At 43.7% G+C, this 14,940-nt stretch carries 16 protein-coding genes and 1 tRNA gene; 3 read left to right on the top strand and 14 right to left on the bottom strand.

Annotated features, from left to right (window positions below):
- Window positions 1-60 precede the first annotated feature (60 nt).
- Window positions 61-546 (top strand): hypothetical protein, encoded by a 486-nt coding sequence (locus H6614_13515; protein MCB9244688.1) that lies wholly within the window; start codon window positions 61-63, stop codon window positions 544-546.
- Here the strand turns inward: H6614_13515 and purE are convergent, their stop codons facing one another.
- The 7 genes from purE to H6614_13480 all read right to left on the bottom strand — a co-directional run bounded on the left by purE (window position 547) and on the right by H6614_13480 (window position 6,100).
- Window positions 547-1,041 (bottom strand): 5-(carboxyamino)imidazole ribonucleotide mutase, encoded by a 495-nt coding sequence (gene purE / locus H6614_13510; GenBank protein MCB9244687.1) that lies wholly within the window; start codon window positions 1,039-1,041, stop codon window positions 547-549.
- A 1-nt stretch (window position 1,042) separates the two neighbouring features.
- Entirely contained in the window at window positions 1,043-2,569 is a 1,527-nt protein-coding gene (locus H6614_13505; GenBank protein ID MCB9244686.1) for a SpoIIE family protein phosphatase, read from the bottom strand.
- 71 nt (window positions 2,570-2,640) lie between these two features.
- Window positions 2,641-2,919, bottom strand: a complete 279-nt coding sequence (locus H6614_13500) for an oxidative damage protection protein (protein ID MCB9244685.1) — start codon at window positions 2,917-2,919, stop codon at window positions 2,641-2,643.
- Between the two features lies 1 nt (window position 2,920).
- Window positions 2,921-4,471, bottom strand: coding sequence for a bifunctional metallophosphatase/5'-nucleotidase (locus H6614_13495; protein ID MCB9244684.1), 1,551 nt, complete (start codon window positions 4,469-4,471; stop codon window positions 2,921-2,923).
- A gap of 57 nt (window positions 4,472-4,528) precedes the next feature.
- Entirely contained in the window at window positions 4,529-5,194 is a 666-nt protein-coding gene (locus H6614_13490) for a CDGSH iron-sulfur domain-containing protein (protein ID MCB9244683.1), read from the bottom strand.
- Window positions 5,195-5,980: an aminoglycoside 6-adenylyltransferase gene (locus H6614_13485; protein MCB9244682.1), complete on the bottom strand. Its 786-nt coding sequence runs from the start codon at window positions 5,978-5,980 to the stop codon at window positions 5,195-5,197.
- 43 nt (window positions 5,981-6,023) lie between these two features.
- Window positions 6,024-6,100: transfer RNA gene (locus H6614_13480), tRNA-Pro, on the bottom strand.
- Window positions 6,101-6,202: 102 nt separating this feature from the next.
- On the opposite strand from H6614_13480, the gene H6614_13475 reads away from it, so the two are divergent.
- Complete coding sequence (locus H6614_13475; protein MCB9244681.1) at window positions 6,203-6,571, top strand: STAS/SEC14 domain-containing protein; 369 nt, start codon at window positions 6,203-6,205, stop codon at window positions 6,569-6,571.
- A gap of 126 nt (window positions 6,572-6,697) precedes the next feature.
- Window positions 6,698-7,867, top strand: coding sequence for an oxalate decarboxylase family bicupin (locus H6614_13470; protein ID MCB9244680.1), 1,170 nt, complete (start codon window positions 6,698-6,700; stop codon window positions 7,865-7,867).
- A 40-nt stretch (window positions 7,868-7,907) separates the two neighbouring features.
- Here the strand turns inward: H6614_13470 and H6614_13465 are convergent, their stop codons facing one another.
- The 7 genes from H6614_13465 to asd are packed head-to-tail and all read right to left on the bottom strand — an operon-like array spanning window position 7,908 to window position 14,644.
- A complete protein-coding gene (locus tag H6614_13465; protein ID MCB9244679.1) occupies window positions 7,908-8,612 on the bottom strand; it encodes a DUF2071 domain-containing protein in 705 nt (234 codons plus the stop codon).
- Window positions 8,612-9,826: a diaminopimelate decarboxylase gene (lysA, locus tag H6614_13460; protein ID MCB9244678.1), complete on the bottom strand. Its 1,215-nt coding sequence runs from the start codon at window positions 9,824-9,826 to the stop codon at window positions 8,612-8,614. Before lysA ends, H6614_13465 begins: the two co-directional genes overlap by 1 nt.
- On the bottom strand, window positions 9,826-10,659 hold the full coding sequence (locus H6614_13455) for a 2,3,4,5-tetrahydropyridine-2,6-dicarboxylate N-succinyltransferase (protein MCB9244677.1): 834 nt from the start codon (window positions 10,657-10,659) through the stop codon (window positions 9,826-9,828). The genes lysA and H6614_13455 overlap by 1 nt, the downstream gene beginning before the upstream one ends.
- Window positions 10,660-10,666: 7 nt before the next feature.
- Window positions 10,667-11,548, bottom strand: a complete 882-nt coding sequence (locus H6614_13450) for a 4-hydroxy-tetrahydrodipicolinate synthase (GenBank protein ID MCB9244676.1) — start codon at window positions 11,546-11,548, stop codon at window positions 10,667-10,669.
- Window positions 11,549-11,552: 4 nt separating this feature from the next.
- On the bottom strand, window positions 11,553-12,236 hold the full coding sequence (locus tag H6614_13445) for a 4-hydroxy-tetrahydrodipicolinate reductase (GenBank protein MCB9244675.1): 684 nt from the start codon (window positions 12,234-12,236) through the stop codon (window positions 11,553-11,555).
- A gap of 18 nt (window positions 12,237-12,254) precedes the next feature.
- Window positions 12,255-13,601, bottom strand: coding sequence for a lysine-sensitive aspartokinase 3 (gene lysC, locus H6614_13440; protein MCB9244674.1), 1,347 nt, complete (start codon window positions 13,599-13,601; stop codon window positions 12,255-12,257).
- Window positions 13,602-13,603: 2 nt separating this feature from the next.
- The gene (gene asd, locus H6614_13435; protein MCB9244673.1) at window positions 13,604-14,644 is read right to left on the bottom strand and encodes an aspartate-semialdehyde dehydrogenase; all 1,041 of its coding nucleotides are present in this window, start codon (window positions 14,642-14,644) and stop codon (window positions 13,604-13,606) included.
- Window positions 14,645-14,940: the final 296 nt, after the last annotated feature.

Here is a 14,940-nt window from a genome sequence, read left to right as displayed (position 1 = left end):
ATTTTACTTCCGCCTATCAAACCGGTAGGCGGAGTAAAATTTTTTTATGCGCAAACCAAAATGAAATTAATTCCCCTCTACATAGTATTTATTGCCCTTCTATCCTCGGGATGCTCATCCTCGACAGGTTCATCCATTGATAAAGAATACTCAAAAATAGAAAAGCGCTCCTTAGAGATTGACAAGCAGATGAGTATACTCAATTCTATCGATAATACTCTTGATGATGGCGGTAATATGACGGCATACTATCACAGCGGAGTTTTAAAAAAGATACATGTAGAAAGAGACGTAGCAGGGGGCTTATCGACGAGAGATTGCTACTTTCATAACTGGCGTATCTCTTATATAGTTGATGCTGTGACTATGCTGGATGATCCAACCGATTATAGTACCTCTCGCAATGAATACTATTTTAAGGACGATAAACTCATCGGCTGGAAAAAACCCGGCGATGGTACAATTTATGCGGGCGGTAACGGTTATAAAGAAAAAGAAAAGGAATTGTTAGATGATGTAGATGCCTACCTGCTTATGATACAATAATCATTTCTTGCTATTCAGCTTTTTATTCTTATCCATAGACTCTTTCTTCAGCTTATTCATAAATTTTATCATCTTATCGAGTAACTTCCTGTCCGAAGACGCTAGCATCTTTACCGCAAGCAGCCCGGCATTTTTAGCATTATTTATAGATACAGTTGCTACCGGCACTCCATATGGCATCTGAACTATTGATAGAAGCGAATCCAGTCCCTTCAAAGCCCGCGACTCCACAGGTACGCCAATGACAGGGATAGGGGAATATGATGCGCTCATCCCCGGAAGGTGTGCCGCGCCTCCCGCCCCGGCTATGATCACCTTAATACCTCTCTTATATGCATTTTTTGAATAGGAAGCCATTACGTCGGGTGTGCGGTGAGCGGAGGTTATTTTTATTTCGTATGGTATGCCAAATTCATCCAGAATATCAGCTGCCTGTTGCATTACCGGCAGGTCAGAGTCTGAACCCATTATAATTCCGACTTTTGGTTTTTTCATTCTACTGTCTTCCTATTATTAAAATTGTAAGGTCGTCTATCTGCTCGTTTGCGCCGATAAATGCCCGTACGTCATCATTTAGAATATTAATCAGTTCTTCCGGACTTTTGTCGGTATTGTGCTGAAGTATTGTTTCGATACGCTCAAAGCCGTATTCTTGCTTTACCCCGTTCATTGCTTCGCTGAGTCCGTCTGTGTAAAATACTATTTTATCCCCTCTATTGAAATCGAAAACCACTTCCGAGTCATGATTTGGTATCGAAATATTATCCACTGCTCCCAGTGTTATGCCGTGTTTCCTTATCTTGAATATCTCTCCTGCGGATTCCGATATCTTGTATGGAGGCAGATGTCCCGCATTGAATAACCTGCACTCATTCTTTTCCGTATCTACAAGTGCAAATACTGCCGTTACGAACATCTTCCTCTGCTGTGTCTTTCTTACCATCCTGTTCAGCTTTTCCATAACAATCTTTGGGTCATCCTCATCCTCAAGTATCAGGTGCATACAGCTCCTTAACCCTGATAACATAAGCCCGCTTGCTACCCCGTGCCCGGATACGTCACAGATAAATACGCCCAGCTTTGTATCCGATAATTTAAAATAATCGAAATAGTCACCCCCAACTTCCTTTGCCGGGAGCGATATTCCCGCAATGTCTATTCCGTTCAATACAGAGGTATTGCTTGGAAGCATGGATAGCTGGATCTCCCTTGCTGAATCCAGCTCCTTTTTCATTCTTATGCTTTCGTAATTCTTCTTAAGGTAAAAATCGTACTGCTCGTTAAATTTCTTTAGTGTTCTCTTTTCCGTAAAGAAGCTTACTAAGAAAAATAACACATAGAAACTGCCATATCCCACATAACCGTCTTTTTCAAGCGTCCCGTAAGTTAATAGCTCGCATATAACTGGAAGTATCAATCCGAATGCCCAGATTTTTAAAAGGTCAGAACGCGGAAAGGAAAACATAACAAGCATTATGGATAGTATTAACAACCACTCTGCGAATGTGTCATAGTTACTTCCGAGGTCTACGGTGACACTCAAATTACCCTTTTCGTTCTTCCATACGGTGTCCTTTTTGCTTTTGTTTATCGATGAATCTAATGTGGAATCCCTATCGACAATAGTAGAGTCCTTTGTCGCGGAAGAATCTTCTGCAATCGTATTTTCCGTTCTTCTCTCGGAATGGACTTCGGACGAGGACAATATATGCGCAAAGTTTATTAGGCATGCGAATATTATCTGCGCGATTAGATAACTATAAAGGAATTTCCTTATATTGTCGGAATTTAATCTCCTGTACTTGAGTCTTATTATTACCAGTGCAATGACATTGATCGCATTTAATGCGAGAACTATAGGAGAGAATTTATCGAATATATTGGTGAGTAGGCTTAGTGAAAAAAAGACCATCGCAATTACAAGATATGTCTTGAACGTCTTTAAATTCTTGTCGTCAAGAAATTTGTTGTATGCGGTAAGTCTTGGAAGAGTTACGTATTTATCAGCGGTAAAAAACTCCAATAATGTTAGTTTTGATTCATCTCAGGTATAAATTTACGAAAAATCAAAACAAAAGTTTACGATATAAGGAGTTAGTTTTCAGGAGGTGTATATTCGTCCGGGAGCTTCATCCCCTCGCCAAAGAAGAAATCCCTCATCTGGTCTTCAAAAACCTTGTCCGTAGCGGGAGATGTCAGGTCCAGCCGGTATTCGTTTATTATCATTTTAAAGTGCTCCAGGAACATTTTAAATGCTTCTTTGGATACATTTTCATATACTTTCTGTCCTGTTTCACCCTCGATAGGAGGATTGTCCAATCCGGGCAGTTCCTTTTTCAGCTTAATGCAGTTCACTAATCTTACTTCGCTCATTTTACTCCTGTTTATTAATGTCTTTTATTCTTTTCTCTATATTTGAATTTATCACTTTTTGTTCTTTAACGGCATCTATTAATAAATCCCTGTCTATTATGTTAGTATCGTCGATTCCCGGTCTTTCCGAAACGGTTCCGAAGAATTTCTCGAATTGCTGTCCCACATAATTATTTGTTGCAATTACATATTCCTTATTCTCGTCAAGCTCTTTACCGTTTATCATAAATACTTTTATAAATTCCGGTTCATTGTTCATGATTGCTTTTGAATCGAATTCAATTTCTAATCCCGATGTTATGACCATATCTGTATAACCTGATTCTTTAAGTTCTCTGTAATTTTTTGATATAGCATTCGACATCATCTCTTTCAGTACCTTCCCGCTTACTTTTATTTTGACGACCGTATTTCCGAAGGGGTTTATCGTCCATATATCGTTTACAGTGATATTTCCGGCGAAGAGGTCCGATCTCAGCCCGCCTGAATTTATGAACCCAATGTCCGAGCCGGTCTTGTTTCTGAATACGTCTGCCTCCCATTGTCCAAGGTTGCTTTCTACAGCTGACTTCCTTTCCCACGGTGTCTTTAATTCTCCGAGCACTTCATGCAACTCGTCGTCTATGTCTCCTAACAGTCTATCTACTTCTATCTGTGCACTGCCATCCATTATTGCGGAGTCGAGAACTGTCTCAACCAGCTCACCGGCAAAAAATAATACCGTGTCCTTATCTATATCCACCTGCAGGTCGAGCTTGCCGAGCCATCTGCCGTATGAACCCGCCTGAACAATTATAACACCATTTTGTATCACCGGTTCGAAGAGAGGGGTATGTGAATGACCGCCGACTATCACGTCAAGATCGGGATAAAACTTCTCTGCCATTTCCTTGTCATGATCCAATCCTATGTGGGTAAGGAGCATGATCATATTACAACCCTCTGATTTTAGCTTTGGTATAGCGTCCGCGACTATAGAATCCGCGTTCAGCATGTCTATCATGTCTATATTGGAGGGAAGGGAAAGCTCTGGAAGCTCCAGTGCTGTCAGTCCGATTATGCCGATCTTTACACCATTGATCTCTTTTATTGTGTATGGTTTTCCCATCGTAAATTCCTTCGGTTCGAAGAATACGTTGCCCGAGAGGTAGTCGAAGTTAGCCGTCTGTAAAGCCGAATCGAGAAGATACTGCCCATAATCGAATTCATGGTTGCCCAGTACGAATGCATCGAGGTTGTATAGGTTGAGCAGATGTATCTGCGAAAACCCTTTAGTTATTGAAGATATTGGAGTCCCCTGGTAATCATCTCCTCCGTTCACAACAAGTGAGTTATTGTTACGGTATTTGTTAAGGTATCCCAGCATCCCCGCCGTTCCACCCACGAAGTATTGTATCTCCTCGCCGTCCACCTTTTTAGATACTTTATATGGCAGGTTCCTCCCGTGAAAATCATTCCAGTGAAGTATCGTTATGTCCTTAAGATTCCCCTGGGAAAAGGAAAATGAGGAAATAAATAATGTGAATATTGCAAATAATACTGTCTTTTTCATCAGCTTTTTTTGGAAAATATACTGATCTGAGATTAAAATATAATAAAGCCCGGAATATTAATCCGAGCTGAATCCGTTATCCCAATGCGATCCGTCGCAGAAGGGCATATTCGAGGATCCACCGCATCTGCACAATGCCTGCCTGTTTCTTATTTCGTACACGAATCCGTCCGGCGCTTCTACCGGTATATTCCCGAGCGCAAGTATTGGTCCGTCTTTTATCAGCCCGATTGTTGGTTCGTAATGCTTCTCTTCGGGTTCATCGTGTCCCGATAAAATATATTGCAGGCGTCCTGTAGGGCACAGTGATACCTGCTTTTTTATTCTTTCCTTGATGCGGGGATTTTCCGAGATCTCCATCATGTTCCATACCCCGCCGAACCTGTCGCAGAATGCGTATCCCGCGCACAGAGACTCGTCATCAGTCATTGCTATCCCGTCACCTTCATAAATGTTTTCTCTCGACGTTCGGGGGCTTCTGTCAGCAGTAAGAGTCCCCTTGAATCCGATCTGCTTGTGAGTTGCGTCGCAGAAGGGTTTATTCTTTGAATGACCGCACCTGCAGAGTGAGAATCTTTCCTTCGTCTGAAATTCTTTTCCATCATTCCATTCTACTGCCGATCCATGCTCATTTACTACCCGTATCTTCTCGACCACGCGCGGTGCTCCCGATACCGAGTAACAGCCGCTTTCCATTATCTTTATTTTAACTTCGTGGCTCATTCATACTCCTTCTTTCTTTATTTTCTCAAAATACTCCATCACTTTACTCTCGGTCTCAGTTCTCAGAATAATATCATCTGTAAACACATCCTCTCTGAGTTTTCGGTAAAGTGAAACGACTTCCTCGAGTGTTTTTATAAGTGACTGCCTGTTATATTGCGGGATTGTCTGTTTCAGAAGTTCGAGCTCTTCTTTGGCAATGTGTGTTTCCACTTTTCGTACACCGCGTGGCAGATTCCCGTTTTTAATATGCATCAGCGGACCAAGTATCATGTCCCGGAAAAAAGCAAACCCGTCGTGAGCCTCGAAATATTCTCCTCTCCCTATCTTTACCAGATCGTAATGTACCCATGTCCAGAACCTATCCTCCATCCATTGAAATCCTGTTGTTGGAAATTTCGCTTCCGTCTTTTCAATTATATTCTTTAACTGGTCGTCCGTATCGTGAAGTATGAATGGGTCTTCGACACGCTTATGGAATTCCTCCGGCGTGAGAAACTTTATATCCACATGCAGTAAGGGATTGTCATACAAACAGATGAGCACCCTTGGGTCGCCGACATGCTCGCCTGTAAATGCGTTCAGTAAGTTTCCCATTTTTCCAGCATAGCTTATCATTTTTTCTTTATTGCCGGCGACTTTATCTTTGGTAACAAGTATCAAATCCAGGTCGGAATATTCATCCAGTTCATCCGTCAGCCATGAACCGCCTGCGGTGATTCCTATAACGGAATCATCATCTTTTAATACTTCTACCGCATTTTTCGCAAATTCCTTCTGTATCATATGCTAGATTAAACGGGTAAGAAACAATTGGATGGTACTGATTTGGTCGGGATGACTGGATTCGAACCAGCGACCCCTTCGTCCCGAACGAAGTGCGCTACCGGACTGCGCTACATCCCGAAAATCCTAATATAATTATCTTTTGATAAAAATTTAATCATTAAAAATAGGTATTATTTTTATATATTTTATGATATCAACGTTAAAAACAAATTTAGAGAAATGTACGAAATTCTAAGTGAAAGTAAGGGAAATCTCATAGGTGTGAAGCTTATTGGCGAAGTGCCAAAAGATGAGAGGGAAGAAGTTATAAGCAAACTAAAGTCCCTCGGAGAAGAACACGGTAAAATAAGGTTGCTCATCGAACTTCATGAATTTGAAGCCTTCGGTTCGGAAACCTTTGCCGCTTACATGGAATTCCTGCTTCCTGTCGTAAGTATAATTGAAAAGTTCGCATTCGTTGGTCACAGCAAATTACAGGAGATCGCCGTAGAGATCGACAGCTTCTTCGCGAAGATGTTCGGTATTAAGGAAGAGTATTTCGATTACACAAAGCTGGACGAAGCCTGGAATTGGCTCAAAGAAGATTAGTAAAACAGATTGATTCTTACCCATACGTAACGACTGACTATCCATAATCCCCGTTATGCACGAACGGTACCCCTGCGCATCGATTACAAAAATTTTTTACAATCCAATATAAAGTCTAATTAAATTATGGACAACAAAGAAAACGAAAAAACCCCGGATTCGTTAGAACCGATCCGTGGTGACCTGGGCGGAACCATAATGGGACCCCAAAATGATGCCCTCCAGCGGCAAAACCCGGACCAGCTCCGCTCGCCCGACACTGACGCTGGTACAGTACCAAATTTAAAATTTTCATACGCGACCGCTCGTAACCGTCTTTCCAAAGGAGGATGGGCGCGCGAGATCACGACGCGGGAGCTTCCCATTGCGACCACGATGTCTGGCGTTAACATGAGATTAAAACCCGGAGCGATTCGCGAGATGCACTGGCATAAAGAAGCCGAGTGGGCTTATATGATCGCGGGGCATTGCCAGATCACGGTCGTTGATCCGCAGGGCAGGAACTTCATCGATGACCTCGGGCCCGGCGACCTGTGGAATTTCCCACCCGGTATCCCTCACTCAATTCAGGCATTCGACGACGGGTGTGAATTTCTGCTGGTGTTTGATGACGGGACATTTTCAGAGAACGAAACATTCCTAATCACCGACTGGTTCGCGCATACTCCGCGCGAGGTGCTTGCTAAAAACTTCGGCGTACCCGAGTCCGCATTCGCAAATATCCCAATTAACGTAAACAAAGACCGCTACATCTTCCCCGGCAAAGTACCGCAGCCGAAAGTCAAAGCGGCGGTAGAATCCCCGCAGGGTCCGACCCCCGTAAGCTACAGCTATAGAATGCTTGCTCAGGAGCCCGTTAAGTTCTCCGGTGGACAGGCAAGGATAGTAGATTCGTCTAATTTCCCGGTTTCAAATACCATCGCCGCGGCATTAGTAGAGATAGAGCCGGGCGGTATGCGTGAAATGCACTGGCATCCAAATAACGATGAATGGCAGTATTATCTTTCTGGTGAAGGACGTATGACCGTTTACGCGTCGAGCGGGATGGCAAGGACTTTCGATTACAGAGCTGGCGATGTGGGATATGTGCCCTTTGCCATGGGTCACTATGTTGAGAATACCGGTAACGAAACGTTGACTTTCCTTGAAATGTTCAAAAGTTCTTACTTCGCCGATATCTCGCTGAATCAATGGATGGCTCTTACACCGCATGAACTCGTTAAAGAGCACCTTAACCTCGATGATAAGACTATGTCGGTACTTCAAAAAGTAAAACCGGTTATTGTAAAGCCTTAGGATTTATATGTATGAAAAGAGCAGGCATCTTGCCTGCTTTTTACAATATTGTGTGAGAGTAAACCTTTATCTCCGATCCTTCCGCTAATATAACACTGTAGGGCTCTTCCTGATCTAGAAAGCTCCACTTTTCTCCGTAGATTTTTGTGAAGTCGAAGTTATGCTCGTATTTTATGACGGGATATACGTCCCAGAAAGGGTGGTCAACCCTGTATACAAGAGTCTCACCATTTTTATTGGTTCCGTATCCCCACGAATGCTCCTTAAAGAAATGTTCGGTTGAATCTTCCCCGGGCAGGTATGGTTTGTTTTCTGCATCGAGAGAGATACTGTATTCATTGTTTTCAAACTTTATTTCATGCTCGACCTTTACTGTTCCGTTTTTTGTTACGGAACTCTTCATAGGTATGCTTTTGTACGGTTCGTTATAAACGTTATCCGCAACGAGTTCAATAAAATACTTCGGTACGAACTCCCTTATAAATACCACGCCTCTTTTTTTGCTCTCAATTTCTCTTACGTAAAAACGCAGGTTGATCTCAGGGAAATTCACGTGAAAGGGTATCTTTACCCCTTTGACCTTTGTATTCAGAAAATCGAATGCGACAAGGCTTGCGAATGTTTCTCCATTTATAGTATCGAGCTCTATCCCTTTTGGGAGATGAGGTGTGAGTATATCTGTTGGAATTTTATACGTGATGAGAATCAGGTTCCGCCACTCGGCTGTGAGAAATACTTTGCTCATTAGTTCAGGAAAATTTCCGGCGCAGGCTTATGGGAAAGGAATAACGGCATACTCTCTGTGTATCCGTATGCACCGGCATTCAGTACGGCAAGTATGTCTCCCGGGTGAACCTCATTCAGTACCGCAGATGTATCGAATCTATCCAGCGACGTACATAATGGACCTGCCACCATGTATTTATCGGTTTCATTTCTGCCATTTCGTATTGCTGTGAGATTTACAATAGGGTGAGGCTGTCCTATTAGTATCGGGCGTATCAGGTGATGTATACCGCCGTCGATCAGGGCTATCTTTCTGCCGTTAGATACTTTGGTATAAAGGACTTTTGTAATGTATATCCCGCTCATTCCTGAGAGGTATCTGCCGGGTTCATATATCAGTTCTGCATTGGATAGAAAATCTTTATAGTCCGGAGCTTCCAGCAGTTCTGCTATTTTGCTTCCTAGTGTTGCTATATCCAGTTCCTTTTCGTTTTGTGAGTATGGGATCCCGAAACCCCCGCCCATATCCAGCCGTTTTAGTTCGATCTCGAAATTACTGCTTATCTCCATTGCTGAATCTATCACGTCGATCGTATTGCGGTATATTTTTCTCCAATCCAGTATCTGTGATGAATTGAATATGTGGATACCTTTTATAACGACATTCTTCATTTTAAGCGCGCTCTCGATGAACTCCGGTACGTAATCTACGTCTATCCCAAACTTGCTCACTCCCATTCCGCCTATTATCGTATTCGTTTCTCCTGCTTCGAATGGCGGATTGATCCGCACAAGTATCTCCTGCTTTGTTCCGATCTGTTCCGCAAGCTTGTTAAGAAGCTCAAGCTCCTGTAACGATTCGACGTTTATAGAATATATCTTCCTTTGTAGAGCGAACGCTAATTCTCTTTGGGTTTTTGCCGGTCCCGTCAGCATTATTTTGTCTTCGGGAAACCCTGCGTCTAATGCTTTTGCCATTTCGCCAAGCGACGCAGTGTCACATCCGGCTCCGAGATCTTTGATTGCATTTAGAATACCTTTGTTTGGGTTACTCTTTTGCGCGTAGAAAATCTTTATCTTTTCAGGAAGATTATCTTTAAGGAGACTATATTGCCTTTCGATCACCTTTCTGGAGTAGATAAAAGATGGAGTTTCGCTCTCCGAAACCAGCCGGTAGATGTCTTCGAAGTCGTTTAAAGTAAAAAACGGGTTGGTTTTTATCCAGTGGTTCATTATCTGAGCGCTTCCTCCAGCGTAATGGCGTTATCTGTCTTATCGTCCCTGTACTTGATTATTATAGGGCAGTAGATCTGGATGCCCGCATCAGCACCTTTCCCGGATGAAATAGGTCTTGTCCCTGCAATTACCACGGCACCCTCCGGTATTGTTAGAGGAATATCGGTTTGCTTTCTTATAAATTCTCCTGTTGTATTATCGAACACGGGTGTGGATGCGTTTAGAATAACACCGGTTCCTATTACCGCTCTTTGTTTTACGATCGTGCCTTCATATATACCGCAGTTACCTCCGATAAAAACATTGTCCTCTATAATAACGGGCAGTGCTCCTATCGGCTCGAGTACCCCGCCGATCTGTGATGCTGCAGAGAGATGAACGTTCTTTCCCATTTGCGCGCATGAGCCCACGAGCGCGTGGGAGTCTATCATGCATCCCATATCGATGAACGCACCGATGTTTATGTAAGATGGGGGCATTACTATTGTTCCGGCGGACACACAGCTCCCGCTTCGAATAGATGAACCGCCCGGCACCAGCCTGACCTTATTCTCTACGTCCAGCGGATGCAGTGGAAGAGTTGATTTATCGAAGTAGCTCCACGGCTGGTGTTTTACTTCTTCTAGAGTTCCGACTTTAAATCCGAAAATTATCGCTTCTTTAACCCAGTGATTTACTTTCCATTCGCCATTTACTTTTTCTGCGGTACGTATAAGTCCCTTCTCCAGGTATGTTCTTATGTCGGCGAAGAAAGTAATAGCATCATCTATGTCGAGACTATCGCCCTGAGCCTGTAATTCTTTTAATTTGCTTTGCAGTTCTGCTGACATAATGCTTTTAATTTAACGCTAATAATGTTTCCTTCATTATCTGCACGGTTCTTTCCGTTGCGTGATATAGAGGAGGTCGCAATACATTTTCGATAAGTCCCAGCTCATTCATCGCCGCCTTTGCTGGTATGGGGTTACTTTCTATGAAGCAGTTGTTAAACATCGGAGTTAACTTATGGTGAAGTTTCCTTGCGTCATCCCATTTACCTCCTGCGATCTGCTTCATCAATTGAGCCATATCACCCGGCACTACGTTTGAAACAACACTTATTACTCCTGTCGCTCCGCTCACACATAGGGGAAGAGTTTCTATGTCATTGCCCGATATTACCGAAAAACCGTCCGGTGCATTCCTTATTATTTCGTTTATCTGTGTATAATCACTTGATGCCTCCTTAACTGCGATTATGTTATTAATTTCCGCCAGTCTGAGTGTTGTTTCCGCGGTCATGTTTGTACCGGTTCTAGAAGGCACATTATACATTACTATTGGTTTATCTGTACAGTGTGCAATCGCGCTGAAATGCGTATACAATCCCTGCTGTGTAGGTTTATTATAATAAGGCGTCACAACCATATACCCGTCTGGGTTCAGTTTTTCGTAATCTATTATCTTTGTGATCACCTGTTCTGTATTGTTTGTACCCACACCGGCTATGACAGGAACTCTCCCGTCCACCTCATCGATCGTTACGCCGAGGATAGCGAGTTTCTCTTCTTCGTTAAGGCATGGAGTCTCTGCGGTTGTTCCGAGTGGCACCAGAAAATGTACGCCTGCCTCTACCTGTCTTTTTATGAGTCTCCTATAGCAGTCGAAATCTATGTTGTACCCTATGTCGAACGGTGTTATGAGAGCTGTGCCTACACCGCTTAGTTTTGTGACCTTCATAATATTATCCCAGTTTCAGTTTTTTGTTTAATAGTTCTCTGAAATTCCATACTCCCGGTTCTTCGGTCAGCCATTCCGCTGCCATAACTGCACCGAGCGCAAATCCTTCACGCGACAGCGCTTCGTGCTTTAGAGTTATCCTGTCTGCGTTCGAGTCGAATCCTGCCTCATGTATTCCTTTTATATTACCGCTTCTTACTGAGGCAATGTTGATACTCTCTTTGTAATATTCTTCTATAATGGATTCCATTGTTTTTGCCGTCCCGGATGGAGCATCCTTCTTCTCACTGTGATGAAGTTCCACCACATAAGGGTTATACCCGCCCGCTTGTGATGTTAGTGAGGAGAGCCTCTCGAGCGCATCGAAAAAAATGTTCACTCCGACTGAGAAATTACTCGCATAAACCAGACTCTTCCCTTTTTCTTTGAAATAGCCTGTCACTTCGTCTTTTATATCATTCCAGCCCGTTGTACCTACTACAGCTCCCGCAAACTTGTCTGCAATCGTTTTATAGTTATTCTTAAACGCGTCCGGTGTCGTAAAATCTATGCAGATAGAATATCCTGCATCGGCTGAATTAATGTCGTCACCTATATCCAGCGTCCCAGCAGCGGAGTGATTCCGTGAAGTGAGTATCTTCTCCACTTCCTTTCCCATTTTACCATAACCGATTATGTAGATATCCATTATAAGATTGAATGATTTTTATGCGAAAAACCGGTCATGCAGAGCCTGCACAACACTGCCCAGATCTTTTCTTTCTACTACGAAGCTAAGATTTATCAGAGATGCTCCCTGTGATATCATTGTAATATTAAAGTCTTCGAGGGATTCGAATATCTTTGTCGCTATTCCCTTAGTGTTTTTAATATCCTTACCAATCACACAGACCAGAGCTTTGTCCTCTTCCAGGCTTACTTCCGAAAATTCCTCTAATTCCTTTATAATGTCCGCAATTCTCTCCTCATTGTCAAGCGTCAGCGATACGTTCACCTCCGAAGTTGTGATTAGATCAACCGAAGTCCTGTATTTATCGAATATCTCGAATATTTTCTTGAGGAATCCGTGTGCGAGAAGCATCCTCGGCGAATATATGTTTATTACTTTAATATTTTCTTTGCATGTGATTGATTTAATATCATGCTCACCGTGATCGATATCGTCTTTTATTAGAGTGCCGGGGTTATCCGGGTTGTGCGAATTCAGTACTCGCACCGGTATACCTTTTTCCACTGCCGGAGTAATTGTGGAAGGATGAAGCACCTTCGCTCCGAAAAATGCCAGCTCTGCCGCCTCCCGGAAAGTAACTTCCTTAACAATCTGTGTACCTTTTACTTTTCGCGGGTCAGCCGTTAAAATTCCGTCTACGTCGGTCCAGATTTCAATTTCATCTGCATTTAAAGCCATGCCGATGAGCGAAGCCGTGTAATCCGAACCTCCCCGCCCAAGAGTAGTTGCGCTGCCCGACACCGATTTTGCGATAAAACCCTGCGCGACCGGGATTGTTTTGCCATCCTGCAAAGGCGTTATAAACTCTTTTACTTTATTTGTAATAATCTCTTTTTGCGGGTCTCCATTCAGCGGCTCCTCGTCGGTTATAATAAAATCCCGCGAATCGAGCAGCGCGCACTTATATCCCATATCCGTAAGTGTATAAACAAGTATGTTAGTTGATAATATCTCTCCGAAGGCCAGTATTCTCGCACGGCTTCGCTTGGACAGCTCCGATAAAAGGAAAATTCCTTTTACCAGGTCGGAGATTTGCGCGATCTTCTCATCCAGTATTTTTATCAGCTCTTCCAGCCTGCTCGTATCTTTGACCAGCTCCCTCGCGATAAGATGATGTTTTTCTTTAAGGTCGGATAATATCTTTTCACAAACGGCTTCCTCGCCTTCGCTTGCATTTTTACAAAGGGACTCGAGAGAATCGGTTGTTCCCGCCGTCGCCGATAAAACCACGATTGGATTCTTGTCCAGCCTGGTTTTTATAATTTCTATTGTCCTTTTGAAGGCTTCCGCATCCTGTACGGATGTGCCCCCGAATTTCATCACGATCATGACAGCAAATTGTTTTTTACCATGTATTCAGCGTTAAGGATCGCGGCGCCTGCGGCTCCACGTATGGTATTATGTCCTAGCGCGGTGTATTTCCAGTGGAGGACGGTGCAGGGGCGCAAGTGTCCCACTGTCACGCTCATGCCGTTGCCGGCGTACGCGTCGGTGAGGGGTCGCGGTCGTCCCGGGGTGTCCAGATAGCGCAGGAGCTGCTCCGGGGCAGACGGCAAGTCCAGCGTCGGGGCGGCGTCGATGGCACGAAGAATTTCTTCCTTTGATGCGGGATTTTTTAGCTTTACGGAGACGGAGACAGTGTGGCCGTCTCTGACGGGTACACGGTTCACCGAGGCGGAAACATTGAAGTCCGCAAACTTTATTTTGTTTTGATCGAGGGAGCCGAGGATTTTTAGAGGCTCGGTCTCCAATTTTTCTTCTTCGCCTCCGCCGATGTGAGGAATCAGATTTCCCAGGATGTCCAATGCCGGGACGCCGGGGTATCCGGCTCCGGAAACCGCCTGCATGGTGGTAACGATGACGCTCTCGACGCCGAAATTTTTATGGAACGGGTAGAGGGAGAGCGCGAGCACGACGGTGGCGCAGTTAGGGTTTGTGACGATGAAACCGCCGGAGCTGTTTTTGCCCGGCTGTGAATTAATGAGCGCGAAGTGATCTCCGTTAATCTCTGGGATGATAAGCGGGACATTTTCATCCATGCGGTGATTCTTAGAATTGCTGACAACTACGTGACCCCGGTCTGCCATTTGTGTTTCGACGTCACCAGCGACGGATGAATCAAGCGCGGAGAAGAGTATCTTCGCGTCCAGATCGCCAGTGCAGTCGCTAATAACCATATCCGCGATATTTTCGGGGAGGGGAGTGGTCTCGATCCAGTTAACCCTCTCGCCGAATTTTTGCCCGGCGGACTTTTCGGAGGCGGAGATAGCGCTTATCTCGAAGAAGGGATGTCCCTCAAGCAGGGCGATGAACTTCTGCCCCACGGCTCCGGTACATCCTAATATTCCAACTTTTATTTTATCCAAAATCAAATAAGAATTATTTCCAGTTACAGTTTTAATTTAAATACGGGTATGAATCGGGCAATATGTGAGATAGATGCAGGCTACGCCTGCTTCTTAGCGGATTGTTTCTTGGACTTAAGAACAAATAGAATATTTGCGATGTGTGTATTCATAATCCTATACAAAAATATGAGTTATGGGTTGAATAATCAAGATTAACCTACTTAATCCTCTCAAAACCATCTCATCCTCAACAGGTTCTTACTTATAGATGTCATCCTAACAATAAAGGATAACTAAAGATTATCTACATATGT

The sequence above is a fragment of the Ignavibacteriales bacterium genome, from assembly GCA_020635255.1.
Taxonomy (GTDB): domain Bacteria; phylum Bacteroidota; class Ignavibacteria; order Tepidaquicellales; family Tepidaquicellaceae; genus JAEYVS01.
Note: the sequence above shows the minus strand (reverse complement) of the source record. Positions and strands in the feature narration are given on the sequence as shown.

Bases quoted from the DNA above. Each gene is read 5' to 3' on its own strand.
- H6614_13515 (MCB9244688.1), top strand. From the start codon at position 61: ATGAAATTAATTCCCCTCTACATAGTATTTATTGCCCTTCTATCCTCG.
- purE (MCB9244687.1), bottom strand. From the start codon at position 1,041: ATGAAAAAACCAAAAGTCGGAATTATAATGGGTTCAGACTCTGACCTG.
- H6614_13500 (MCB9244685.1), bottom strand. From the start codon at position 2,919: ATGAGCGAAGTAAGATTAGTGAACTGCATTAAGCTGAAAAAGGAACTG.
- H6614_13495 (MCB9244684.1), bottom strand. From the start codon at position 4,471: ATGAAAAAGACAGTATTATTTGCAATATTCACATTATTTATTTCCTCA.
- H6614_13490 (MCB9244683.1), bottom strand. From the start codon at position 5,194: ATGAGCCACGAAGTTAAAATAAAGATAATGGAAAGCGGCTGTTACTCG.
- H6614_13485 (MCB9244682.1), bottom strand. From the start codon at position 5,980: ATGATACAGAAGGAATTTGCGAAAAATGCGGTAGAAGTATTAAAAGAT.
- H6614_13475 (MCB9244681.1), top strand. From the start codon at position 6,203: ATGTACGAAATTCTAAGTGAAAGTAAGGGAAATCTCATAGGTGTGAAG.
- H6614_13470 (MCB9244680.1), top strand. From the start codon at position 6,698: ATGGACAACAAAGAAAACGAAAAAACCCCGGATTCGTTAGAACCGATC.
- H6614_13465 (MCB9244679.1), bottom strand. From the start codon at position 8,612: ATGAGCAAAGTATTTCTCACAGCCGAGTGGCGGAACCTGATTCTCATC.
- lysA (MCB9244678.1), bottom strand. From the start codon at position 9,826: ATGAACCACTGGATAAAAACCAACCCGTTTTTTACTTTAAACGACTTC.
- H6614_13455 (MCB9244677.1), bottom strand. From the start codon at position 10,659: ATGTCAGCAGAACTGCAAAGCAAATTAAAAGAATTACAGGCTCAGGGC.
- H6614_13450 (MCB9244676.1), bottom strand. From the start codon at position 11,548: ATGAAGGTCACAAAACTAAGCGGTGTAGGCACAGCTCTCATAACACCG.
- H6614_13445 (MCB9244675.1), bottom strand. From the start codon at position 12,236: ATGGATATCTACATAATCGGTTATGGTAAAATGGGAAAGGAAGTGGAG.